The organism is Bradyrhizobium diazoefficiens (genome assembly GCF_016616235.1).
Classification (GTDB): Bacteria; Pseudomonadota; Alphaproteobacteria; order Rhizobiales; family Xanthobacteraceae; genus Bradyrhizobium; species Bradyrhizobium diazoefficiens_H.
In genome coordinates this window covers 6,184,090-6,204,425 of sequence record NZ_CP067100.1, presented here as the reverse complement: position 1 = coordinate 6,204,425, position 20,336 = coordinate 6,184,090, and the positions used below count along the sequence as shown (strand labels likewise).

Sequence of the window (20,336 nt, the reverse complement as noted above, 5' to 3'; positions counted from 1 at the left end):
ACGCCAAGAGAGCAAACATTCGATGAGAAACTTCCATTTCCCCGGCAGGTCCACGGTCCACGCCACCAACGCGATGGTGGCGACCTCGCATCCGCAGGCCTCGTTGGCCGCGATCGAGGTGCTGCGCGAGGGCGGCACGGCAGTGGACGCGGCGGTGGCAGGCTCGGCCTTGCTCGGCGTGATCGAGCCGCAATCGACCGGCATCGGCGGCGACTGCTTCGCGCTGATCCAGCCGCGCGGCGAGGGCAGGATCATCGCCTATAACGGCTCCGGCCGTGCCCCGAAGGCCGCCGACGCCGGCTGGTATCTCGAGCGCAAGATCAATTCCGTGCCGCTCACCTCGGCGCATGCGGTCTCGATCCCCGGCGTGATCGATGCGTTTGCGACCGTGTTGCGCGACCACGGCAAGTTCGGCTTCGACCGCCTGCTCCAGCCCGCGATCAAGGCGGCTGAGGAGGGCTACGTCGTCGCGCCGCGCATCGCCTTCGACTGGAAGAACCAGTTCGAGAAGCTGAAGGCTGGCACCAACACCGTGCGTTACCTGCTGCCGGGCGGCAAGCCGCCGGTCGCCGGCGACGTCATCCGCCAGGCCGAGCTCGGCAAGACGTTGCGCGCAATCGCCAAGGACGGCCGCGATGCCTTCTACAAGGGCGCGATCGCCGAAGACATGGTCGAGACCCTGCGGGGCATCGGCGGCCTGCACACGCTCGACGATTTCGCCGCGCATACCACCGAGACAACGACGCCGATTGGCACCATGTACAAGGGCTACGACGTCTGGCAGTGCCCGCCGAACGGCCCGGGCCTGACCATGCTGCTGATGCTCAACATCCTGTCGCGGTTCGATCTGACCAAATACGCCCCGCTCAGCGTCGAGCGCTTCCATATCGAGGCGGAAGCTGCGCGCATTGCCTACATGCATCGGGAATTGCACGTGGCGGATCCCGACCACATGCAGGTCGAGGTGGCAAAAATTCTTGCCAGGGAATTCTGCGACGAGCACATCGCGAAAATCCGCATGGACGGCATGCTCGACCTGCCGAACGTCGCCCCGCCGATGAATCCCTCGACCATCTACATCACGGTCGTGGACAAGGACCGCAACGTCTGCTCGTTCATCAACTCGATCGCGCATTCGTTCGGCTCGGCGATCGTCTCCAACAAGACCGGCGTGCTGTTCCAGAACCGCGCCGGCGGCTTCCGCATCCAGCCCGGCCATCCCAATTGCATCGCAGGCGGCAAGCGCCCGCTGCACACGATCATGCCGAGCCTGCTCACCAAGGGCGGCCGCTCGGTGATGCCGTTCGCGGTGATGGGCGGACAGTACCAGCCGGTCGGCCAGACCCACGTCGTGACCAACATCCTCGACTACGGTTGCGACGTGCAGGAGGCGATCGATATGCCGCGCGGCCTGCACTATGAGGGCCAGTACCAGCTCGAGGACAGCGTGCCGGCCGATATCGTCGAGGGCCTGAAGAAGCTCGGCCACAAGACCACCAGCGTGGTCGGCCCGCTCGGCGGCGCCCAGGCGATCTGGATCGATTGGGACAAGGGCACGCTGACTGGCGGTTCCGATCCGCGCAAGGACGGCTGCGCGCTCGGCTATTGATCGCTGGCGCCGGTTCCCCGCGCAAGATCAGCAAAAGTTGACGAGGGGCGATGCGGCATTTGCCGCGTCGCCCTTTCTCGTTCGGAACGGAGCTCATTGCTTCAGGTTAAGGGGCGATGAGCGGTGCAGGCGTGCGCTGCCTTGTTCGAACGCGGCGGAGGCCGTCCATGTCCGACAATTCAAGTTCCCGATCATCCGGATTCGATCGCCGCGCCTTCATGGCGGGCGCTGCCGGCAGTGCCCTCGTTCCGATCACCGCGCGCGCGGCGACGCAGAATGCGGGCGCGCCTGCTACACAGGATCCGGCGCTTCCCGTCGACGTCACGCTGCACGTCAATGGCAAGGAGAAGCGCCTGCGCATCGACGCCCGCACCACGGTGCTCGATGCGCTGCGGGAACATCTCAAGCTCACCGGCAGCAAGAAGGGCTGCGATCATGGCCAGTGCGGCGCCTGCACCGTGCTGATCGGCGAGCGCCGCGTGGTGTCGTGCCTGACGCTCGCGCTCGCAGCCGAAGGGCAGGAGATCACGACGATCGAGGGCCTCGCCACCGACGACCGCCTGCATCCGATGCAGCAGGCCTTCGTCGACAACGACGCGTTCCAGTGCGGCTATTGCACGCCGGGGCAGATCATGTCGGCGATCGCCTGCGTGAAGGAAGGACATGCCAGCAGCGAGGCCGACATCCGCGAATATATGAGCGGCAATATCTGCCGCTGCGCCGCCTATCCCAACATCGTTGCGGCCGTGAAACAGGCCGCGCCCGAGATTTTGAAAGGCTAGGCGCATGCGACCTTTCTCGTACCAGAGGGCGACCGACCCCAGCATGGCCGTGCAGGCACTCAGCGCCGCCGCGGCCGCCAACAATCCGCTGACCCAGGCCGCGGCTCAGCCGCTCGCCGGCGGCACCACGCTGATCGATCTGATGAAGCTCGACGTGATGCGGCCCGCCGCGATCGTCGACATCAATCCGCTCGCGCGCGGCTGGTCCGTGATCGAGCCGGGCGGCGACGGCTTGCGGCTGGGCGCGCTCGCGAAGATGTCGGACGTCGCCGCGCATGACGGGATCCAGCGCGATTATCCGGTGATCGCCGATTCCCTGAAGCTCGCGGCCAGCGCGCAGCTGCGCAACATGGCGACGCTCGGCGGCAACGTGATGCAGCGAACGCGCTGCAGCTATTTCCGCGATATCTCCTACGAGAATTGCAACAAGCGAAATCCCGGCTCCGGCTGTGCCGCGATGGACGGGATCAACCGCATGCATGCCGTGCTCGGCACCTCCGACCACTGCATCGCGACCTATCCCGGCGATTTTGCCCAGGCGCTGGTCGCGCTGGACGCCGCAGTCGAGATCACCGGAAAATCCGGCACGCGCAACATGCCGTTCGCGGAGTTGCACAAGGCACCCGGCAACACGCCTGATATCGAGACCACGCTTCAGCCGGGCGAGCTGATCTCGGCCTTTGTCATTCCCGGCCGCTGGCCGCGTTCGGTGTACCTCAAGGTGCGCGACCGGCAATCCTACGAATTCGCGCTGTCCTCGGCGGCTGTCGCGCTCGATGTGCAGGACGGCACGATCAAGGATGCGCGTGTTGCGCTGGGCGGTGTTGCCACGGTGCCCTGGCGGGCGCGCGAGGCTGAGGCGCTGCTCAAGGGTCAGAAGTTCGATGACGGGCTGGCGCAGCGTGTGGCGGATGCCGCTTTCGCGGATGCAAGGGGGCGCCGGCACAACAGCTTCAAGATCGCGCTCGGCAAGCGCGTGGTGGCACGCGCGCTCCAGCAGGCCGTAACGATAGAGATCTGACCATGACCGCTGCTGCTCCCGAGCCGAAAGCGAATATGGGCCAGCCCGTGCCGCGCTATGATGCGGCGGCAAAGGTCACGGGACGGGCGACTTATGCGTCCGACATGCCGCTGGACAACCCGGCCCATGCGTTCCTGGTCACCAGCGCCATTGCCAAAGGCCGCATCGACAGCTTTGATCTCGACGATGCCAAACGTGTCCGCGGCGTGATCGACATTGTCACGCACGAGAATGCGCCTGTTCTGAAAGAGTCAAAACTGTTCAGTAATGGTGGCTATGCCGGGACAACGATACAGCCGCTCAAATCAGCCGACATTGCCCATGATGGCCAGATCATCGCCGTGGTGATCGCGGAAACCTATGAGGCCGCACGTGAGGCCGCCAACCGCGTCAAGGTCAGCTATACGGCCGCCGCACCTAGCGCGACCTTCGACTCGCCGGGAACGACAACAGCCGCCGCGAAGGGCCAGAATTCGCAGTTCAAGGAAGACCCGAAGGTCGGCGACTTCGCCAAGGCGTTCGATGCGGCTGAAGTCAGGCTTACAGCCTCCTACGACACGCCGACCCAGCATCACAACCCGATGGAGCTGTTCACGACAAGCTGCGCCTGGATGGGCGACAACCTCGTCATCTACGAGCCTAGCCAGTATGTCTACGGTCTCAAGAACGGCGTTGCCGAGCAGCTCGGCATCGACGCCGACAAGGTGCGGGTGGTCAATCCCTATGTCGGCGGCGGCTTTGGCTCGCGCGGCTCGATGACGCCGCGAACCGCGATCATCGCGGCCATCGCCAAGCGCCTCAGCCGGCCGATCAAGCTCGTTGCCACTCGCGATCAGGGCTTTACCATCGCGACTTACCGCGCCGAGACGCGTCACGAGATCAAGCTTGGTGCCGGCCGTGACGGCAAGCTGGTCGCGCTCAGGCACGAGGGCGCCGAAGTGTCCTCGCGCCCCGACCCCTATTGCGTCGGCGGCACCAAGACCACGACGCGGCTCTATGCCTGTCCGAACGTCGACAGCCTGGTGTCGATCGTGCGCGCCGACCGCAACACGCCGGGCTTCATGCGCTCGCCGCCTGAGGTGCCGTATCTGTTCGCGCTGGAGAGCGCGATGGACGAGCTCGCGGTCAAGCTCAACATGGACCCGGTCGAGCTCCGCCGGATCAACGACACCACCAATGAGCCGATCGACGGCAAGCCCTATACGTCGCGGTCGCTGATGGCGTGCTTCGACGAGGCCGCCAGGGCGTTCGGCTGGTCGCAGCGCTCGCCGGAGCCGAAATCGATGACGGACGGCGATTGGCTGATCGGCTATGGCTGCGCTGCCACCTGCTATCCGACGCAGATGGGGCCGTCAGCGGCGCGCGTGCGCGTTCAGCGCGACGGGCGGACCCGCGTCGAGATCGCCGGCCACGAGATCGGCACCGGCGCCTATACGATCATTGCCCAGACCGCGTCCGAGCGGCTCGGCGTGCCGCTCGAGAAAGTCGCCGTCTTCATCGGCGACAGCGATTTGCCGCCGGCGGCGGTAGCCGGCGGCTCGAACTCGACGGCCAGCACCTGCTCGGCGGTGATCATGGTATGCGATCAGATCCGCCAGCGGCTGTTCAAGGCGGTGATGCCGAGCGAGAGTTTAACCGACAAGGCCAAGGAAACCGTCGGCATGGGACAGACGCCGACGAGGGAGGCGGCCAAGAGCGATCGTCCGCTCGACCTGGAGAAGGCATTCGACGCGCTCGGCGTCGGCGTCGTCGAGGAATATGGCGAGTGGAAGCCGGACGGCGCGCCGCTGGATTCCTTCAAGGCCATGCACAGTGGGCATGTGCGACTCGTCGGCGGTCATCAAATGAAGGACAAGATCGCCTACGCCTTCGGTGCGGAGTTCGTCGAGGTCCGCATCAACCGCTACACGCACGAGATCCGCGCGCCGCGCCTGGTCGGCGCCTTCGCGTGCGGCCGCATCATGAATCCGCGCACGGCGCGCAGCCAGCTGATGGGCGGCCTGATCTGGGGCATGTCCTCGGCGCTGCTGGAATCTACCGAAATCGATGAGCGCTACGCGCGCTACGTCAACGACAATTTCGCCGACTACCTCGTGCCTGTTAATGCGGACGTGCCGGGCGTGGAGGTGATCCTGCTGTCCGAGCAGGACGATCACATCAACCCGGCTGGCGCGAAGGGCCTCGGCGAGCTCGCCAATGTCGGCACCAATGCCGCGATCTGCAACGCGATCCATCACGCGACCGGCCAGCGCATCCGCAGGCTGCCGGTGCGGCTGGAAAATATCGAGGTGTAAGGGGTGGAAACACCGCTCACGTTGCGCTAGACACCTTCCGCCTCAAACCGAAGGTGTCTTATGCAGCGTTTCCGGCGCGTGCGCCTCGCCATCATGTCGGCCCTCGCGATCACAGTGATTGCCAGCGTGCCGGCATTCGTTTCCACCACGGCCTCGGCCCAGACCGCAGGAAAGACCATGACCACAGCTTCAGGCTTGCAGATCACGGATAGCGTCGTCGGCACCGGCGCCGCGCCGCAACCCGGCCAGATCTGCGTGATGCATTACACCGGCTGGCTCTATGAGAACGGCCAGAAAGGCAAGAAATTCGACTCGTCGGTCGATCGCAAGGAGCCGTTCGAATTCCCGATCGGCAAGGGCCGCGTCATTGCGGGTTGGGATGAGGGTGTTGCCTCGATGAAGGTCGGCGGCAAGCGCACGCTGATCATCCCGCCGCAGCTCGGCTACGGCGCGCGCGGCGCCGGCGGCGTGATCCCGCCGAATGCGACGCTGATGTTCGACGTGGAATTGCTCGCGGTGAAGTGACGCGACGCGTCGTTCCGGACGATGCACAAACAAAAAGACCGGCCGTTCGGCCGGTCTTTTCGCTTTCAATGCTGCGTGTGCTACTCCGCCGCACGACGCGCCGCCGCAGCAGCGCGATCCATCGCGTCCTTCGCGGCGTCCTTGGCATCGCCCATGGCCTGCTGACCCTTGCCCTTCACTTCCTGGACCGTGCCTTCGCCCTTCATGCGGTCGGAACCGGTGGCTTCGCCGATGCCCTGCTTGGCCTTGCCGATCGTCTCGTTGGCGGTGCCTTTGATCTTGTCGCTGGTGCTACCCATGAAACTCTCCTTCCAATTTGCTCGCAGGGGCAACGTGCCGCAGCTACGAGAGTTCCGAATTTGGTATGGCTTGCGGATGCGGCTTTGAGGTAACTTGCCGCGCACGGAACCAACAGAAAGCGCGTCCCATGACCGGCCACGATCATTCGCATTCCCACCATGACCACGATCATGACGATCGCTGGAAGCATGACGGCGTGCGCGTCATTCCCGGCAACCAGCTTGACACCAATGTGCCATCGACCGCCGGTATGGATCGCGCTGCGGCGATCAATTTCGCGCGCGTCGGCGCGCAGAAATTGTGGGCGGGCACGGTCAGCATCAGGCCGGACGCCAAAACTGGCGCGCATCACCATGGCCACCTTGAAAGCGTCATCTATGTGGTTAAGGGCAAGGCGCGGATGCGCTGGGGCGAGAAGCTGCAATTCACCGCCGAGGCAGGCCCCGGCGATTTCATCTTCGTCCCGCCTTACGTGCCCCATCAGGAGATCAACGCCAGCCCGGATGAGGTGCTGGAATGCGTGCTGGTGCGCAGCGACGGCGAGGCGGTCGCAATCAACCTCGACATCGAGCCGGTCGAGAAGCCCGAAACCGTGCTGTGGATCGATCCGGTGCACCGGGACCCCAACGAGAAGAAGTAAGGCTGAAGGCAGCGCGGGTTCGGTGCGACCGCCTCCCGCGGCGAAGGCCAACAAAATATCCGGAAGCGATGTCGGATGGCCGCGGGGCCGTCCGTCCTTGGGCAGAACCCCTCCCAAGGAGCCTCCGATGCCCAGGATGATCTTCGTCAATCTGCCCGTGACCGACCTCAAGCGAGCCACCGCCTTCTACGAGGCGGTCGGTGCGACCAGGAATCCGCAATTCAGCGACGACACGGCGAGCTGCATGGTCTTCTCCGAGACCATCTTTGCGATGCTGACGACCCACGACAAATTCCGTCAGTTCACGCCCAAGCCGATCGCCGACGCGAAGATCTCGAACCAGGTCCTGCTCTGCCTGTCCGCGGACAGCCGGAGCGAGGTCGACGACATCGTCGCCAGGGCCGCGGCGGCGGGCGGGGTGGCCGATCCCAGCCCGAAGGATGAATACAGCTTCATGTACGGCCGCAGCTTCGAGGATCCGGATGGCCATATGTGGGGCGTGAACTGGATGGACATGACCGCCTTCGCCGCGCAATGCGAGATGGCGAACGCCTGACCCGAGATCCCAACAAGGAGTATCAGCAATGTCCAAGCTCGTGCCCTGCATGTGGTTCAACGGCGATGCCGAGGAAGCCGCGAAGTTCTACGTCTCGCTCGTGCCGAATTCGGCGATCACGCACGTCCAGCGCAACGTCTCGGACGGCCCGTCCGGCAAGGAAGGCTCCGTGCTCGTGGTCGAGTTCACGGTGGCCGGACAGCCGCTGGTTGCGCTCAATGGCGGCATGAAGATGGAATACACCCACGCGCTCTCGCTGATGATCCATTGCGACGATCAGGCTCAGGTCGACAGCGTCTGGGATGCATTCCTGGCTCATGGTGGCAAGGCAGAGCAGTGCGGCTGGCTCAGGGACCGTTGGGGAGTCGCCTGGCAGGTGGTGCCGAAGGTGATGTTCGAGTTTCTCTCGAGCCCCGACAAGGCCGCGGCTGCGCGCGCCATGCAGGCCATGATGAAGATGGTGAAGCTGGACGTCGAGACCTTGCGCCGCGCGTTCGAGGGCAAGTCGGCAGCGTGAGGTGCTGTAGCCTCTCCACACACTCGGTGTCATCGCCTGCTTGATGGGGCGATCCAGTATTCCAGAGGCCTTTGTCGGATAGCTCGCTCTTACAACGGCCGCCGCGGCGTACTGGATGCCCGGTCAAGCCGGGGCATGACGGCGGAGTTTGCCGCTGCACGCGAGCCCGCTTCAGTAATTAATCCTCAACCCCAGCCGCCATGGATCGTATTGCCGACCGGCTGCGGGCCCAGCGTGCCGTTGGCGAAGAGGTCCACGATCCACCGTCAGCAGTGCGGGGAAAAACCAGACACGCAAATTCATTTCGCAATCGATCGATGTGTCCCTGATCGTACCGGATCGCGCACGCTTCTGACGTGACGAATTTATCACAAGCGGCGCGGGACGTGCGTTATGCTTAGTGACAGTTGCGGCAGAATGCGTTCAATGAAAAGGGCCGTCTCTCATTTCCTGCGGTGAAGCCAATTTGCCACGCAAAACACCCTCACAACAGCCGATCGAATTATCTGCGGTTCCGAAGCTGTCGCGGAGCGCAGTCATTGCTGTCGCAATTTTCCTGATCGCGCATCTGGCCTTGTTGATCGGCTTGACCACGCCGGAGAAATTCGTCTTCGACGAGGTGCATTATGTGCCGGCTGCGCGGCAGATGCTGGCGCCCGTGATCTCGGAGCCGCTGCTCAACCCCATGCATCCGCCGCTGGCCAAGGAGCTGATCGCTTCGTCGATCGCAGCGTTCGGCGACAACGCGTTTGGCTGGCGCTATCCGGCGACGTTGTTCGGCGCGCTTGCAATCGTTGCGATCTATCTGTGCGGCCTTGCACTGTTCGCGGCGCAAGCGCCCGCGACTGCCGCCGCGCTGATCGCGGCGTTCAACCAGATGCTGTATGTGCAGGCCCGCATCGCGATGCTCGACATTTTTGCGCTCGGCCTTGGTCTGCTCGCGATCGCCGCCTTCATGCACGGCTTCCGCAGAGAGCGCCCGCATGCGCTGTTCGCGCTCGCGGGCGCTTTGTTCGGCCTCGCTGCGGCCTGCAAATGGAGCGGGCTGTTTCCGCTCGGAATCTGCATCGTCATCGTCGCGGTGATCCGCCTGATGCAGGGCTGGCGCACGCTGTTTGCTGACGCCAAGCCCGACGATTGGTATCGGCCCGATCTCTGGCCCAATTTCCGCGTGCAGCACGCCGCACTCTGCTTCGCAGCCTTGCCGGCGCTGACCTATCTGGTCGCGTTCGTTCCGCTCTACGGCTTCTCGCTGTCGGATCTGGTTGAGGCGCAGCGCCGGATTTTTGCCGACAACACGACGACGGCGATCGCCGGGCACACTTATATGAGCGCCTGGCCGTCCTGGCCGCTGCTGGCGCGCCCGGTGTGGTTCCTGTTCGACAAGACGTCAGAGAATAATGTCGCCGCGGTTGTCTTCCTCGGCAATCCCCTGGTGCTGTGGCCGGCGCTGGTCGCGCTCGCAATCGCGCTGCGCGACTTCGTCGTTGCGCGCCGCTGGGATGCGTTCCTGATCGCAGCGTTCTTTTTCGGCTCGTGGCTTGCCTGGGCGCTGCTGCCGCGAACGCTCGGCTTCATCTACTACTACCTGCCGGCTGCGACTGTGGCCTCGCTCGCGCTGGTCTATGTGCTGGGGCGAGAAGGGCTGCCGCGCTGGCTGCTGTGGGCTTATGTCGGAGTTGCCGCCACCGGATTTGCGGCGATGCTGCCGATCTCGGCGGCCTTCATCGGCACGACCATGCAGAATTTCAACCGGCTGATGCTGTTCCAGAGCTGGATCTGACAACAGAGAGCCGCCTGCCGGCGATGCGGCAGGCGGCTGATGGATCGCGGCGGTTATTTCGACGCAGTCTTGGTGTCCATGTTCACGACCTGGACGCGGCGGTTGATCGGGTCGGCGCCGTTAGCGGCGTCCTTCAGCTTGGTCTTGCCGTAGCCGACGGTGACGAGATCGGTACCGTTGAGGCCGTAGTTCTGCACCAGATATTTCTTGATGGTGTCGGCGCGGCGTTCGGAGAGTCCCTGATTGTACTCTTCGCCGCCGATCGCGTCGGTATGGCCCGCGACCACGAAGGTCGAGCCCTTCAGCGCCGGGTCGGACAGGGCCTTGCCGAGCGCCTGCACCGACGGCACCGAGGTCCTGGCGATGTCGGCCGAATTGTAGTCGAACTGGATCTCCAGATCGATCTTCGGCTTGGTCGCAGCTAGCTCGGCGATCTGCTCGCGCTCGCCCATCGAGAGCGACCGAGTCGAGCGGTTGCGCACGGTGTTCAGGAAGGTCGCTTCCTTGGCCTGCGCGGTCGGATCGGCCGGCGGACCAGCGGAGAGGCCGCGGGTCGCCGGCTTCGGCTTCAGCGCATCCAGGATCTGGCTGGCCGAGACGTTGGTGTCGCCGGCGAAGGCCAAGCCCGCCGTCAGCGACAGCGCGGCGGAAAGCGTAATCGCCTTCAGTCCAAAGAATTTATCAAAACGGGTCATTGTCGTGTCCTCGGTATGACGCCTGATAGCGATTTGATGCTGCGAGCATAGGACAGGTTCAAAGGCCCCGATGTGATCCTGGTCACGGTGGCGGGGCGTGCTCGCCGCGGCCGCCACCGGTTCCGGTGCAGGCCTTGCGGAAACCTGCGGACATCGATGGTCGCAAAGGCGTCGCTGCATGGCCCGGTCGCGGCCCAGAAATCGGCGAGATGCGCGCCTAGCAGACCTTCGACCGCCATTCACATGTGAAGGGAGCCGAGTTCCGTCTGTGCCGAGGCCAAGTGACTATCAGCGTGACGTCTATCGCAGTGGCCCGCCGGATCGGACTGTGTCTGTGAACTCGATGCCGATCTATGTCGGCGCGGCGATGATCGCGGTGGCGATCCTGCTGTCGACCCTGATCACCGGACTGACCTCCCGCTATATTGGCCTCGAAGCGCCGACCGACGAGAACATGTGGCTGGTCGACCGGCTCACCGGCAATGTCTATCGCTGCCAGGCGGAGGGCCGGGGCAGGGCATCCTGCGAGCCTGATGTCGCCACAGGCAGCCTGGGCGAGCGGTCGGGGATGCCGAAGAACGGCCGCTGAGCCCTCCGCCATTGCACCGCAGCAATAAATTGTCTTCTCCGCGAAACGTCTCCGCGAGAAAATGCGTAATTGCGAAGGCCGGCATGACGCCGGTTTCGTTTTGCTCGAGGAGACTTTTCGATGAAGACCTTGCTTACGGCCGCAGCCTTTGTCGCGTTCGCTGTTTCGCTGTCCCCCGCCTCCGCCGCGATGATGGCGTGCACCAAGGACAACATGATGAAGACCGCCGCCATGATGGGCGGCACCGCCGACACGCCGGCCAAGATGGCGGCGAACAAGGAAATGGCCATGGCCAACACGGACATGAGCAATGGCAAGATGAAGAGCGCGTGCATGCACTACATGAAGTCGCAGAAGGCGATGTCATCGAAGTAAGGCCGCAAGCCGCGAACCATCCGGCCGCGCTGTCAGCAATTGGCAGCGCGGCGTTTTCTTTGAGCGCTCCGTTCTTTCGCTTGGCGCGAATCCCGCTACATTGCTGCCTGCAATGTCACGCGCGCCCAAACCGCTCCCGCTCACCACGACACAGGCCCGGCAGATCTGGCTGCATGCCCAGCGGCTGGACGAGCGTGCGCCGTTCGGCGAGGGCGCGCAGGCAGTGGCGGACGCGGTCGCCCATCTCGGCTATGTGCAGATCGACACCATCAACGTCATCGAACGCAGCCACCATCACATCCTGTTCAGCCGTATCCCGTCCTACCGCCGCGTCGATCTGCGCCAGGCCCAAAGCGTCGATAGAAGCGTGTTCGAATACTGGACCCACGCGCTCTCCTATGTGCCGTCCGCCGACTTCCGCTTCTTCCTGCCGGCGATGCGCGAGCACAAGCGCGAAGGGCACAAATGGTATGCCTCGGTGAAGCCGGCCGACATGCGCAAGGTGATGCGGCTGCTGCGCGCCGGCCCGTTGACGATCCGCGACATCGAGGATGACGTGCTCACCGAGAAGGAGCATCTCTGGCAAAGCCGCAAGCCGTCGAAGCGGGCCTTGCAGCTCGCCTTCTACACCGGTATTGCGACCGTCAGCGCGCGGGCGGGCATGCTCAAGACCTATGATCTGATGACGCGCCATTTCGGCTGGGACAGACTGCCGAAGCCGGCTTCGGCCAGGGAGATCACCGCCTATCTGCTCGAACGCGCACTGCGCTCGCAAGGCGTGGTTAGCCTGGATTCGGTCTGCCATCTCGATGCGCCGCGCAAGAAGGCGGTCGCCGGCCTGATCGCCTCCCGCGTTCGCCGCGGCGAGCTCGTGCCCGTCGCGATCGAGGGCGCAGGCAAGCAGGAGCATTGGGCGGCGCCCGCGGCGCTGGAAGCCGGCGGTGAGGAGGTGTCGTCCGATCTCGTCCACATCCTCTCGCCGTTCGATCCGCTGATCATCCAGCGCAAGCGCACCAATCTCATCTTCGGCTACAATCACCTGTTCGAAGCCTATGTGCCGAAGGCCAAGCGCAAGCTCGGCTATTTCGCGCTGCCGGTGCTGGTCGGCGACGAGATCGTCGCCGCGCTCGATCTCAAGACCGACCGGCAGGCCAAGAAGCTGTTGATGCAGAAATGGACCTGGGTCGGGCATGGCAAGAAGGTGGCGGGGCGCAAGGAGCTGAAGAGGGTGATCGAGGACGAGCTCGATCGATTCGAGCGGTTTCAGCTCGCAGAGTGAGGGCTGCTCGCCAAAATTCCGGTCTCTTAGGTGGGCAAAGCGGAGCGTGCCCACCATTGCCGCTTGTGAAGAGAAATGGTGGGCACGGTGCTAGGGCGTCTTTGCCCATCCTACGAGACCGCGCATCGCTGCGAGTTGATCGATCCAGACGCCGAACGCAATCCCGACCGCATAAGCGACGAGATTCCACAGCGAGAAGATGCGCCCGAGCAGCAGCGCACCGGCCGTGGTCAGCCGGAATGCATCAAGCCATGGCGTGTGCACCAGCCGGGAGAATTCGACGACAACGGCGATCACCGCCGCGATGGTCGCGAGTTGCGCCCGCGACAGGCGCGGCAGCAACACCCCGGCCAGCAGAAACACCATCGTCGCCCAGAGCAGTGAGCCGCCATACTTCACGACAAAGGCGGACAGGCCGAGCGGAAAGCCATACCAGCGCAAGGAGAGTCCGCAGCCGATCACGACCAGCGCCAGGGCGGCGCGGGTCAGCGATGTCCGCAGCAGCGCAACAGGTTGATCCGGCTGCGCTGCGTGCATTGCTTGCTCCATTGACTCTTCTGCCGCGATGCTGAAAACCGCTCACTAGCCCATAAAAGCAACAACCCGGGGGAAGCCATGAGCCAGACCACCACCTACGCCAGTTCCGCCGGCATAGCCAAGAGCGAAGTCGAGACCTCGACCATCCGCGCCATCTCCTGGCGCCTGATTCCGTTCCTGGTGCTGGCCTACTTCTTCTCCTATCTCGACCGCGTCAATCTCGGCTTCGCCGCGCTGACCATGAATGCGGAGCTGAAGTTCACCCCACTGATCTTCTCCTGGGGCGCCGGCATCTTCTTCATCGGCTATTTCATCTTCGAGGTGCCGAGCAATCTGGCGCTTGAGAAGTTCGGCGCCAGCCGCTGGATCGCCCGTATCATGGTGACCTGGGGCATCATCTCGGCGCTGATGGCGATGGTCAGCGGCGTCACCAGCTTCTATGTGCTGCGTTTCCTGCTCGGCGTCGCCGAAGCCGGCTTCTTCCCCGGCATCATCCTCTATCTCACCTATTGGTATCCGGCCGAATACCGCGCCCGCTTCCTCGCGGCCTTCGCCATTGCCGTCCCGGTCTCGACCGTGATCGGCGCGCCGGTCTCGGGCCTGCTGCTTGGGCTCGACGGCGTGATGGGCCTGAAGGGCTGGCAATGGCTGTTCATCATCGAGGGCATCCCCTCGGTGCTGCTCGGCGTCGTCACCTGGTTCTACCTGACCGACAGACCGGAGAAGGCGGACTGGCTCTCGGCCGAGCAGAAGGCCTGGCTGAAGGCGAAGCTCGATGCGGAAATCGCAATCAAGCAGGCGGTGAAGCATCCCTCGCTCGGTAAAGCCCTGTCCTCGCCGAAGGTGATCGCGCTCAGTCTGATCTATTTCGGCTTCGTCGGCGCGCTCTATGGCATGCAATTCTGGTTGCCGCAGATCGTCAAGGCGTTCGGCCTCACCAACGCGCAGACCGGCTTCGTCACCGCGATCCCGTATCTGTTCGGCACCATCGCGATGATCCTGTGGGCGCGGCATTCCGATGCGACGCGCGAGCGCGTGATGCATGTCGGCGCGCCGCTGCTGCTCACCGCGCTCGCGCTCGGAATCTCCTCCTATCTCACCGATCCCACCATGACGATGGTGGTGCTGACAGTCGCCGCGGTCGGCGTGTTCTGCTGCTTCGGCGTGTTCTGGACGCTGCCGACGGCATGGCTCTCCGGCACCGCGGCGGCCGGCGCCATCGCGCTGATCAACTCGATCGGCAATCTCGCCGGCTTCGGCGGGCCGTATCTGATCGGCTGGGTCAAGGAAGCGACCGGCCAGACCTCGACCGGCCTGCTCGTGCTCGCCGTGCTGCCGCTGATTGCCGGCATCCTGGTCTTCGCCGGCGGCCACGACAGCAAGCACGAGTTCGCCGAACAGGGGCGGTGAGGCCGCGGATCCTGTCTTTCCGGGACTAGTCTTCTGGGCCATCCCGGGATCGACCGAGTTCGCGGTCGTGTGCGAATCGCTATTCCTCTTCGGCGGTTCTTTGCGAGCCAGCCAGTCCCAGAAAGACCAACATTGCGCGATTGAGGCGCAAGATATCTTCATCGTCGAGCCGCCCGACCACCGTTCCCATCTTGGCTTTCGCCACGGTGGTAATCTTGTCGACCATCAGCGTTGATTGCGCCCGCAATCCGTTACGTTCGTTTGGCTCAATCTGCAATCGGAAGAGAGGCGCCTCAATTTTGTCAGTCGTTAATGGGCAAACGGTGATCGACTCCGTTGCGTCAAAATTGTCGTCCTGCACGATTACAGCCGGCCGCGGCTTTCCCGCGTAGTCCTTTCCGCCAGCTACAGTCCAGATTTCGCCGCGTTCCATCCGTTGATGAACAGCCATCCTAGGCCTGCTCCACTGCTGGGAATCCGTCTTACTCTCGGACGGGTCTTAAACGACGTTAGCCTGTGCTGAAGCGGGTGAGAAAGTGTTCCCGCCTGAGGTCCGTGGACTGTATGCCGTGGGTCTATTCACAGATTATTCTGTCTCGTCAGGCCAATCGGAGATCGCATCAATGAAGGCCTGATCCTCGGACGCATGTGGACTCGTCGCGACGGCCAGCGACTGTCGATGTGCCTCTGACTTGAATGAGGCCGAGCGGACATCGGGTACCCATATCTGAATCGGACGAAGTCCTTGCGCGCGGAGGCGCTCGCGATGCGCGCGCACCTTCACTCTTGACGACTTTGGCCTGGAAGAGGGCATGGGATCTCTCATTTCGGTTACATGTAACCTACCATGACGAGAGGCTGCTCGCCACCCGGGGACCTTACCGCCCCGTAGTGATCACGCTTTCCTGATAACTGACGATTATTGACTTTTATCAGTGATTAGTCGACATTCCTCTCATTGAGATGCAGGAGTGTCCTCCGATGTTCGTCCGGTCGGTTTTATCCAGCTATTCCAGGCTCTTGGCGGGCATATCGCTGGCCTTGATGGCCGCCGCCCTGGCCGGGTGCAATGACACCGTCGCCGAAAAGGCCGAGCCGCCGCGGCCGGTACTGGTTGCAACCGCTCATTACGACGCTGAGACGCCTGAGCGCAGCTTCGTCGGGACCATCAGGCCCCGGATCGAGAGCGATCTCGGCTTCCGCGTCGCCGGCAAGGTTGCCAAGCGTCTGGTCGAGGTCGGCCAGACCGTCGAAATCGGCCAGCCGCTCGCCACCCTCGACGAGGTCGATCTGAAGCTGCAGGCCGAGCAGGCCGTCGCCGAACTGACGGCCGCGACCGGCGTGCTGGCCCAGGCCGCCGCCGCCGAGCGGCGCGCCAAGGATCTGAAAGCCAAGGGCTGGACCACCGATGCCCAGATGGATTCGAGCCGCGCCGCCGCAGACGAAGCTCGCGCGCGCCTCAACCGGGCTGAGCGCTCGGTCGAGCTGACCAAGAATTCCCTTTCCTACGCGACGCTCAACGCCGACGCCCGTGGCGTCGTCACTGCAACGCTGATCGAGCCCGGCCAGGTGGTTGCCGCGGGCCAGGCTTCGATCCGCGTCGCCCGCTTTGCCGAGAAGGAAGCGGTCGTCGCGATCCCTGAGACGCTGGTCGGACGTGCCAAGTCGGGCGTCGCCAGTGTCACCCTTTGGTCCGAGCCGGGCAGGAAGTACACAGCCAAGCTGCGCGAGATCGCGCCGGCGGCCGATCCGGCGACGCGCACCTATCTCGCAAAGTTCTCGCTGCCCGAAGCCGATGACAAGGTCGCGCTCGGCATGACCGCGACGCTGACGCTGTCAGACGCTGCCACCGAACGCGTCGCGCGGCTGCCGCTGTCGGCGCTGTTCAACGAAGGCGGCAAGCCGTCCTTCTACGTCGTCGACGACAACGGCGCGATCACGCTGCAGCCGGTCACGGTGAAGTCCTACGAGAGCAACGACGTCGTGATCACCGGCGGTGTGCCGGAAGGCGCCAAGATCGTCGCGCTCGGCGTGCAGAAGCTCGATCCGGGCCAGCGGGTGCGGGTCGTCTCGTCACTGAGTTTCTGAGGCCTACCACTTCGTCGAAGGCGAGTTTCGGTCCAAGCGCAAATGCTGGGGCTGAAGCGGCGAAGCGATCCAGAACCTGCCCAGCCCCCTGGATTGCTTCGCTGCCTCGCGACGACGGTTTGAACAGGGCGGCTGTCGTTTTTGCAACTGGATCGTCTTTCGGAGAGAGCGATGAAGCGCTTCAACCTTTCGGCCTGGGCCGTCAGCCATCCGACGCTGGTTCTCTTCCTGATGCTCGTGCTCGGCGTCGCCGGCTTCTTCTCCTATCAGAAGCTCGGCCGCGCCGAGGATCCGTTCTTCACGGTGAAGGTGGTCAACGTCTCCGTGATGTGGCCGGGCGCGACCGCGCAGGAGATGCAGAGCCAGGTCGCCGATCCCATCGAGAAGAAGATCCAGGAGCTGCCTTACTTCGAGAAGGTGCAGACCTATTCCAAGCCCGGCTTCACCGCGCTCCAGGTCACCTTCCGCGACTCCACGCCGCCGAAGGACGTGCCGTATCTCTTCTATCTCTTGCGCAAGAAGCTCGCGGACGTGCAGGGCCAGCTGCCCGCAGGGATTCTCGGCCCTGTCGTCAACGACGAGTTCTCCGACGTCGATTCCATCCTCTACATGATGACTGGTGACGGCGCCGACTACGCCCAGCTCAAGAAGGTCTCGGAAGGCTTTCGTCAGCGCCTCCTCAAGGTGCCCGGCGTCACCAAGGTCGACGTCTACGGCAACCAGGATGAGCGCATCTTCGTCGAATTCAGCCACGCCAAGCTCGCGACCCTCGGCATCACGCCGCAGGCGCTGTTCGATTCGCTCGCCAAGCAGAACAACGTGACCCCGGCCGGCACGGTCGAGACCTCCTCGCAGCGCGTGCCGCTGCGCGTCACCGGCGCGCTCGACGGCGCCAAGGCCGTGGCCGAGACGCCGGTCGAGAGCAATGGCCGCGTGTTCCGCCTCGGCGACATCGCCACCGTTACCCACGGCTATGTCGATCCGCCGAGCTTCGTCGTGCGCCAGGAAGGCAAACCGGCGATCGGCATCGGCGTCGTCACCGCCAAGGGCGCCAACATCCTCGACCTCGGCAAGGAGGTCGAGAAGGCGACCGCCGAGTTCATGAAGGCGGTGCCGCAGGGCATCGACGTCAAGCTGATCGCCGACCAGCCCAAGGTGGTCGAGCACGCCGTCGGCGAGTTCGTGCATTCCTTCATGGAAGCGCTGGTCATCGTGCTGTTCGTCTCGTTCCTGGCGCTCGGCTGGCGGACCGGCATCGTGGTCGCCATGTCGGTGCCGCTGGTGCTTGGCATCGTCTTCATTGTCATGAACACGATGTCGCTGGACCTGCACCGCATCACGCTCGGCGCGCTGATCATCGCCCTCGGCCTTCTGGTGGATGATGCCATCATCGCGGTCGAGATGATGGTGGTGAAGATGGAGCAGGGCTGGGACCGCATGCGCGCGGCGTCGTTTGCCTGGGAATCCACCGCGTTTCCGATGCTCACGGGAACCCTGGTCACGGCCGCTGGCTTCCTCCCCATCGGCTTTGCCAATTCGGCGGTCGGCGAATATGCCGGCAGCATCTTCTGGATCGTGGCGATCGCGCTGGTCGCCTCCTGGTTCGTGGCGGTGATCTTCACGCCCTATATCGGCGTCATGCTGCTGCCCAACATCAAGGTGCACGCCAACCACGATCCGCACGCCGTGTACGAGACCCGCATGTACCGGACCTTGCGCGCCATCGTGCAATGGTGCGTCGATCACCGCATCACCGTGGTGGCCGCGACCGTCGGCGTCTTCGTCGCCGCGATCGTCGGCTTCGGCCATGTCCAGCAGCAGTTCTTCCCGCTGTCGGAGCGGCCCGAGCTGTTCCTCCAGCTGCGCCTGCCTGAGGGCACCGCCTTCAACGTCACCGAGAAGGCCGTGAAGCAGGCCGAGACGCTGCTGAAGGACGACAAGGACATCGAGACCTATACCGCCTATGTCGGCCAGGGCTCGCCGCGCTTCTGGCTCGGTCTCAACCCGCAACTGCCGAACGAGGCCTTTGCCGAGATCGTCATCGTCGCCAAGGGCGTCGAGGCGCGCGAGCGCGTCAAGGCCAAGATCGAGGGCGCGGTCGCCGACGGCATGCTGACGGAAGCACGCGTCCGCGTCGACCGCTTCAACTTCGGTCCGCCGGTCGGCTTCCCCGTGCAGTTCCGCGTGATCGGCCCCGACGCCAACAAGGTGCGTGAGATCGCCTACCAGGTCCGCGACGTCATGCGGCAGAACAAGAGCGTCAAGGACGTCCAGCTCGACTGGAACGAGCAGTCGCCTTACCTCAAGCTCGTTGTCGACCAGGATCGCGCCCGCGCCATGGGCCTGACCCCGCAGGACGTGTCGCAGGCGCTCGCGATGCTGATCTCGGGCTCCCAGGTCACGACCGTGCGCGACGGCATCGAGAAGGTCGGCGTAGTCGCCCGCGCGATTCCGTCCGAACGTCTCGACCTCGGCGGCGTCGGCGATCTCACCATCACCTCGCGTAATGGCGTGGCGGTGCCGCTGCAGCAGATCGCCAGGATCGAGTACTCGCACGAGGAGCCGATCATGTGGCGGCGCAACCGCGACATGGCGATCACCGTGCGCTCCGACGTCGTCGACGGCGTGCAGGCGCCCGACGTCACCAACCAGATCACGCCGAAGCTGAAGGCGATCAAGGACAATCTCGAGCCGGCCTACCGCATCGAGCCGGGTGGCGCGTTCGAGGAATCCGCCAAGGGCAACGCCTCGATCTTCATCCTCTTCCCGCTGATGGTCATGGTGATGTTGACGCTGCTCATGTTCCAGCTTCAGAGCTTCTCGCGCCTGATCCTGGTGTTCCTGACCGCGCCGCTCGGCATCGTCGGCGCCTCGCTCGGCCTCAACGTCGCCGACGCCCCGTTCGGCTTCGTGGCGCTGCTCGGCCTGATCGCGCTCGCCGGCATGATCATGCGCAACACGGTCATCCTTGTCGACCAGATCGAGACCGATGTCTCGCACGGCCTGGCGCGGCGGGAGGCGATCGTGGAGGCGACTGTCCGCCGCGCCCGTCCGGTGGTGCTGACGGCGCTCGCCGCCATCCTCGCCATGATCCCGCTGTCGCGCTCGGCCTTCTGGGGCCCGATGGCGATCACCATCATGGGCGGCCTGTTCGTCGCGACCTTCCTGACGCTTTTGTACCTGCCGGGCCTCTACGCCCTGTGGTTCAGGAAGAGCCTGGATGAGGCGGGCACCCCCGAGCAACCTGCCGCGCCGCAGCATGGCAGCGATGACCGTCCAGCAATTCCGCTTGCTGAAGCGGCTGAATAAGTGAGAAGAGTACTGACCAACGAGTCC

At 64.1% G+C, this 20,336-nt stretch carries 20 protein-coding genes; 15 read left to right on the top strand and 5 right to left on the bottom strand.

Features of this window, described 5'->3' with window-relative positions:
- Positions 1-22: 22 nt before the first annotated feature.
- The 5 genes from ggt to JJB99_RS29515 all read left to right on the top strand — a co-directional run bounded on the left by ggt (position 23) and on the right by JJB99_RS29515 (position 6,231).
- The gene (ggt, locus tag JJB99_RS29535) at positions 23-1,609 is read left to right on the top strand and encodes a gamma-glutamyltransferase (RefSeq protein WP_200495752.1); all 1,587 of its coding nucleotides are present in this window, start codon (positions 23-25) and stop codon (positions 1,607-1,609) included.
- A 218-nt stretch (positions 1,610-1,827) separates the two neighbouring features.
- Positions 1,828-2,391 carry a (2Fe-2S)-binding protein gene (locus JJB99_RS29530; protein WP_433995795.1) on the top strand — a complete coding sequence of 188 codons (564 nt, stop codon included), beginning with the start codon at positions 1,828-1,830 and terminating at the stop codon, positions 2,389-2,391.
- Positions 2,392-2,395: 4 nt separating this feature from the next.
- Positions 2,396-3,412, top strand: coding sequence for an FAD binding domain-containing protein (locus JJB99_RS29525; RefSeq protein ID WP_200495750.1), 1,017 nt, complete (start codon positions 2,396-2,398; stop codon positions 3,410-3,412).
- Positions 3,413-3,414: 2 nt separating this feature from the next.
- Positions 3,415-5,706: a xanthine dehydrogenase family protein molybdopterin-binding subunit gene (locus JJB99_RS29520; RefSeq protein WP_200495749.1), complete on the top strand. Its 2,292-nt coding sequence runs from the start codon at positions 3,415-3,417 to the stop codon at positions 5,704-5,706.
- 60 nt (positions 5,707-5,766) lie between these two features.
- A complete protein-coding gene (locus tag JJB99_RS29515) occupies positions 5,767-6,231 on the top strand; it encodes an FKBP-type peptidyl-prolyl cis-trans isomerase (protein WP_200495748.1) in 465 nt (154 codons plus the stop codon).
- A gap of 80 nt (positions 6,232-6,311) precedes the next feature.
- Here JJB99_RS29515 and JJB99_RS29510 read toward each other — a convergent pair whose 3' ends face one another.
- Positions 6,312-6,530 carry a CsbD family protein gene (locus JJB99_RS29510; protein ID WP_200495747.1) on the bottom strand — a complete coding sequence of 73 codons (219 nt, stop codon included), beginning with the start codon at positions 6,528-6,530 and terminating at the stop codon, positions 6,312-6,314.
- Between the two features lie 128 nt (positions 6,531-6,658).
- Here JJB99_RS29510 and JJB99_RS29505 point away from each other — a divergent pair, with 128 nt between their 5' ends.
- The 4 genes from JJB99_RS29505 to JJB99_RS29490 all read left to right on the top strand — a co-directional run bounded on the left by JJB99_RS29505 (position 6,659) and on the right by JJB99_RS29490 (position 10,027).
- Positions 6,659-7,171, top strand: a complete 513-nt coding sequence (locus JJB99_RS29505; protein WP_200495746.1) for a cupin domain-containing protein — start codon at positions 6,659-6,661, stop codon at positions 7,169-7,171.
- Positions 7,172-7,298: 127 nt separating this feature from the next.
- Positions 7,299-7,727 carry a VOC family protein gene (locus JJB99_RS29500; RefSeq protein WP_200495745.1) on the top strand — a complete coding sequence of 143 codons (429 nt, stop codon included), beginning with the start codon at positions 7,299-7,301 and terminating at the stop codon, positions 7,725-7,727.
- A 28-nt stretch (positions 7,728-7,755) separates the two neighbouring features.
- Positions 7,756-8,244, top strand: a complete 489-nt coding sequence (locus JJB99_RS29495) for a VOC family protein (RefSeq protein WP_200495744.1) — start codon at positions 7,756-7,758, stop codon at positions 8,242-8,244.
- A 496-nt stretch (positions 8,245-8,740) separates the two neighbouring features.
- Positions 8,741-10,027 (top strand): phospholipid carrier-dependent glycosyltransferase, encoded by a 1,287-nt coding sequence (locus JJB99_RS29490; RefSeq protein WP_200500351.1) that lies wholly within the window; start codon positions 8,741-8,743, stop codon positions 10,025-10,027.
- A gap of 53 nt (positions 10,028-10,080) precedes the next feature.
- Here JJB99_RS29490 and JJB99_RS29485 read toward each other — a convergent pair whose 3' ends face one another.
- Positions 10,081-10,722 carry an OmpA family protein gene (locus JJB99_RS29485; protein WP_200495743.1) on the bottom strand — a complete coding sequence of 214 codons (642 nt, stop codon included), beginning with the start codon at positions 10,720-10,722 and terminating at the stop codon, positions 10,081-10,083.
- Positions 10,723-11,065: 343 nt separating this feature from the next.
- On the opposite strand from JJB99_RS29485, the gene JJB99_RS29480 reads away from it, so the two are divergent.
- The 3 genes from JJB99_RS29480 to JJB99_RS29470 all read left to right on the top strand — a co-directional run bounded on the left by JJB99_RS29480 (position 11,066) and on the right by JJB99_RS29470 (position 12,965).
- Positions 11,066-11,311, top strand: coding sequence for a hypothetical protein (locus tag JJB99_RS29480; RefSeq protein WP_200500350.1), 246 nt, complete (start codon positions 11,066-11,068; stop codon positions 11,309-11,311).
- 120 nt (positions 11,312-11,431) lie between these two features.
- Positions 11,432-11,686, top strand: coding sequence for a hypothetical protein (locus JJB99_RS29475; protein WP_200495742.1), 255 nt, complete (start codon positions 11,432-11,434; stop codon positions 11,684-11,686).
- Between the two features lie 112 nt (positions 11,687-11,798).
- Positions 11,799-12,965, top strand: a complete 1,167-nt coding sequence (locus tag JJB99_RS29470) for a winged helix-turn-helix domain-containing protein (RefSeq protein ID WP_200495741.1) — start codon at positions 11,799-11,801, stop codon at positions 12,963-12,965.
- A 90-nt stretch (positions 12,966-13,055) separates the two neighbouring features.
- Here JJB99_RS29470 and JJB99_RS29465 read toward each other — a convergent pair whose 3' ends face one another.
- A complete protein-coding gene (locus JJB99_RS29465) occupies positions 13,056-13,502 on the bottom strand; it encodes a DUF2809 domain-containing protein (protein WP_200495740.1) in 447 nt (148 codons plus the stop codon).
- 78 nt (positions 13,503-13,580) lie between these two features.
- Here JJB99_RS29465 and JJB99_RS29460 point away from each other — a divergent pair, with 78 nt between their 5' ends.
- Positions 13,581-14,912, top strand: a complete 1,332-nt coding sequence (locus tag JJB99_RS29460) for an MFS transporter (protein ID WP_200495739.1) — start codon at positions 13,581-13,583, stop codon at positions 14,910-14,912.
- Positions 14,913-14,991: 79 nt separating this feature from the next.
- Here the strand turns inward: JJB99_RS29460 and JJB99_RS29455 are convergent, their stop codons facing one another.
- Positions 14,992-15,345, bottom strand: coding sequence for a type II toxin-antitoxin system PemK/MazF family toxin (locus JJB99_RS29455; protein WP_200500349.1), 354 nt, complete (start codon positions 15,343-15,345; stop codon positions 14,992-14,994).
- Positions 15,346-15,498: 153 nt separating this feature from the next.
- A complete protein-coding gene (locus tag JJB99_RS29450; protein ID WP_200495738.1) occupies positions 15,499-15,726 on the bottom strand; it encodes an antitoxin MazE family protein in 228 nt (75 codons plus the stop codon).
- Between the two features lie 167 nt (positions 15,727-15,893).
- Between JJB99_RS29450 and JJB99_RS29445 the strand changes: the two genes are divergently transcribed.
- Together JJB99_RS29445 and JJB99_RS29440 are read left to right on the top strand one after the other, a co-directional pair.
- Positions 15,894-17,000: an efflux RND transporter periplasmic adaptor subunit gene (locus JJB99_RS29445; RefSeq protein WP_200495737.1), complete on the top strand. Its 1,107-nt coding sequence runs from the start codon at positions 15,894-15,896 to the stop codon at positions 16,998-17,000.
- A gap of 171 nt (positions 17,001-17,171) precedes the next feature.
- Positions 17,172-20,309: an efflux RND transporter permease subunit gene (locus tag JJB99_RS29440; RefSeq protein ID WP_200495736.1), complete on the top strand. Its 3,138-nt coding sequence runs from the start codon at positions 17,172-17,174 to the stop codon at positions 20,307-20,309.
- Positions 20,310-20,336: the final 27 nt, after the last annotated feature.

Coding starts and splice junctions, on each gene's coding strand:
- JJB99_RS29520 (WP_200495749.1), top strand. CDS start 3,415: ATGACCGCTGCTGCTCCCGAGCCGAAAGCGAATATGGGCCAGCCCGTG.
- JJB99_RS29485 (WP_200495743.1), bottom strand. CDS start 10,722: ATGACCCGTTTTGATAAATTCTTTGGACTGAAGGCGATTACGCTTTCC.
- JJB99_RS29450 (WP_200495738.1), bottom strand. CDS start 15,726: ATGCCCTCTTCCAGGCCAAAGTCGTCAAGAGTGAAGGTGCGCGCGCAT.
- JJB99_RS29510 (WP_200495747.1), bottom strand. CDS start 6,530: ATGGGTAGCACCAGCGACAAGATCAAAGGCACCGCCAACGAGACGATC.
- ggt (WP_200495752.1), top strand. CDS start 23: ATGAGAAACTTCCATTTCCCCGGCAGGTCCACGGTCCACGCCACCAAC.
- JJB99_RS29455 (WP_200500349.1), bottom strand. CDS start 15,345: ATGGAACGCGGCGAAATCTGGACTGTAGCTGGCGGAAAGGACTACGCG.
- JJB99_RS29465 (WP_200495740.1), bottom strand. CDS start 13,502: ATGCACGCAGCGCAGCCGGATCAACCTGTTGCGCTGCTGCGGACATCG.
- JJB99_RS29460 (WP_200495739.1), top strand. CDS start 13,581: ATGAGCCAGACCACCACCTACGCCAGTTCCGCCGGCATAGCCAAGAGC.
- JJB99_RS29505 (WP_200495746.1), top strand. CDS start 6,659: ATGACCGGCCACGATCATTCGCATTCCCACCATGACCACGATCATGAC.
- JJB99_RS29495 (WP_200495744.1), top strand. CDS start 7,756: ATGTCCAAGCTCGTGCCCTGCATGTGGTTCAACGGCGATGCCGAGGAA.
- JJB99_RS29480 (WP_200500350.1), top strand. CDS start 11,066: ATGCCGATCTATGTCGGCGCGGCGATGATCGCGGTGGCGATCCTGCTG.
- JJB99_RS29475 (WP_200495742.1), top strand. CDS start 11,432: ATGAAGACCTTGCTTACGGCCGCAGCCTTTGTCGCGTTCGCTGTTTCG.
- JJB99_RS29470 (WP_200495741.1), top strand. CDS start 11,799: ATGTCACGCGCGCCCAAACCGCTCCCGCTCACCACGACACAGGCCCGG.
- JJB99_RS29440 (WP_200495736.1), top strand. CDS start 17,172: ATGAAGCGCTTCAACCTTTCGGCCTGGGCCGTCAGCCATCCGACGCTG.
- JJB99_RS29530 (WP_433995795.1), top strand. CDS start 1,828: ATGGCGGGCGCTGCCGGCAGTGCCCTCGTTCCGATCACCGCGCGCGCG.
- JJB99_RS29445 (WP_200495737.1), top strand. CDS start 15,894: ATGTTCGTCCGGTCGGTTTTATCCAGCTATTCCAGGCTCTTGGCGGGC.
- JJB99_RS29500 (WP_200495745.1), top strand. CDS start 7,299: ATGCCCAGGATGATCTTCGTCAATCTGCCCGTGACCGACCTCAAGCGA.
- JJB99_RS29525 (WP_200495750.1), top strand. CDS start 2,396: ATGCGACCTTTCTCGTACCAGAGGGCGACCGACCCCAGCATGGCCGTG.
- JJB99_RS29515 (WP_200495748.1), top strand. CDS start 5,767: ATGCAGCGTTTCCGGCGCGTGCGCCTCGCCATCATGTCGGCCCTCGCG.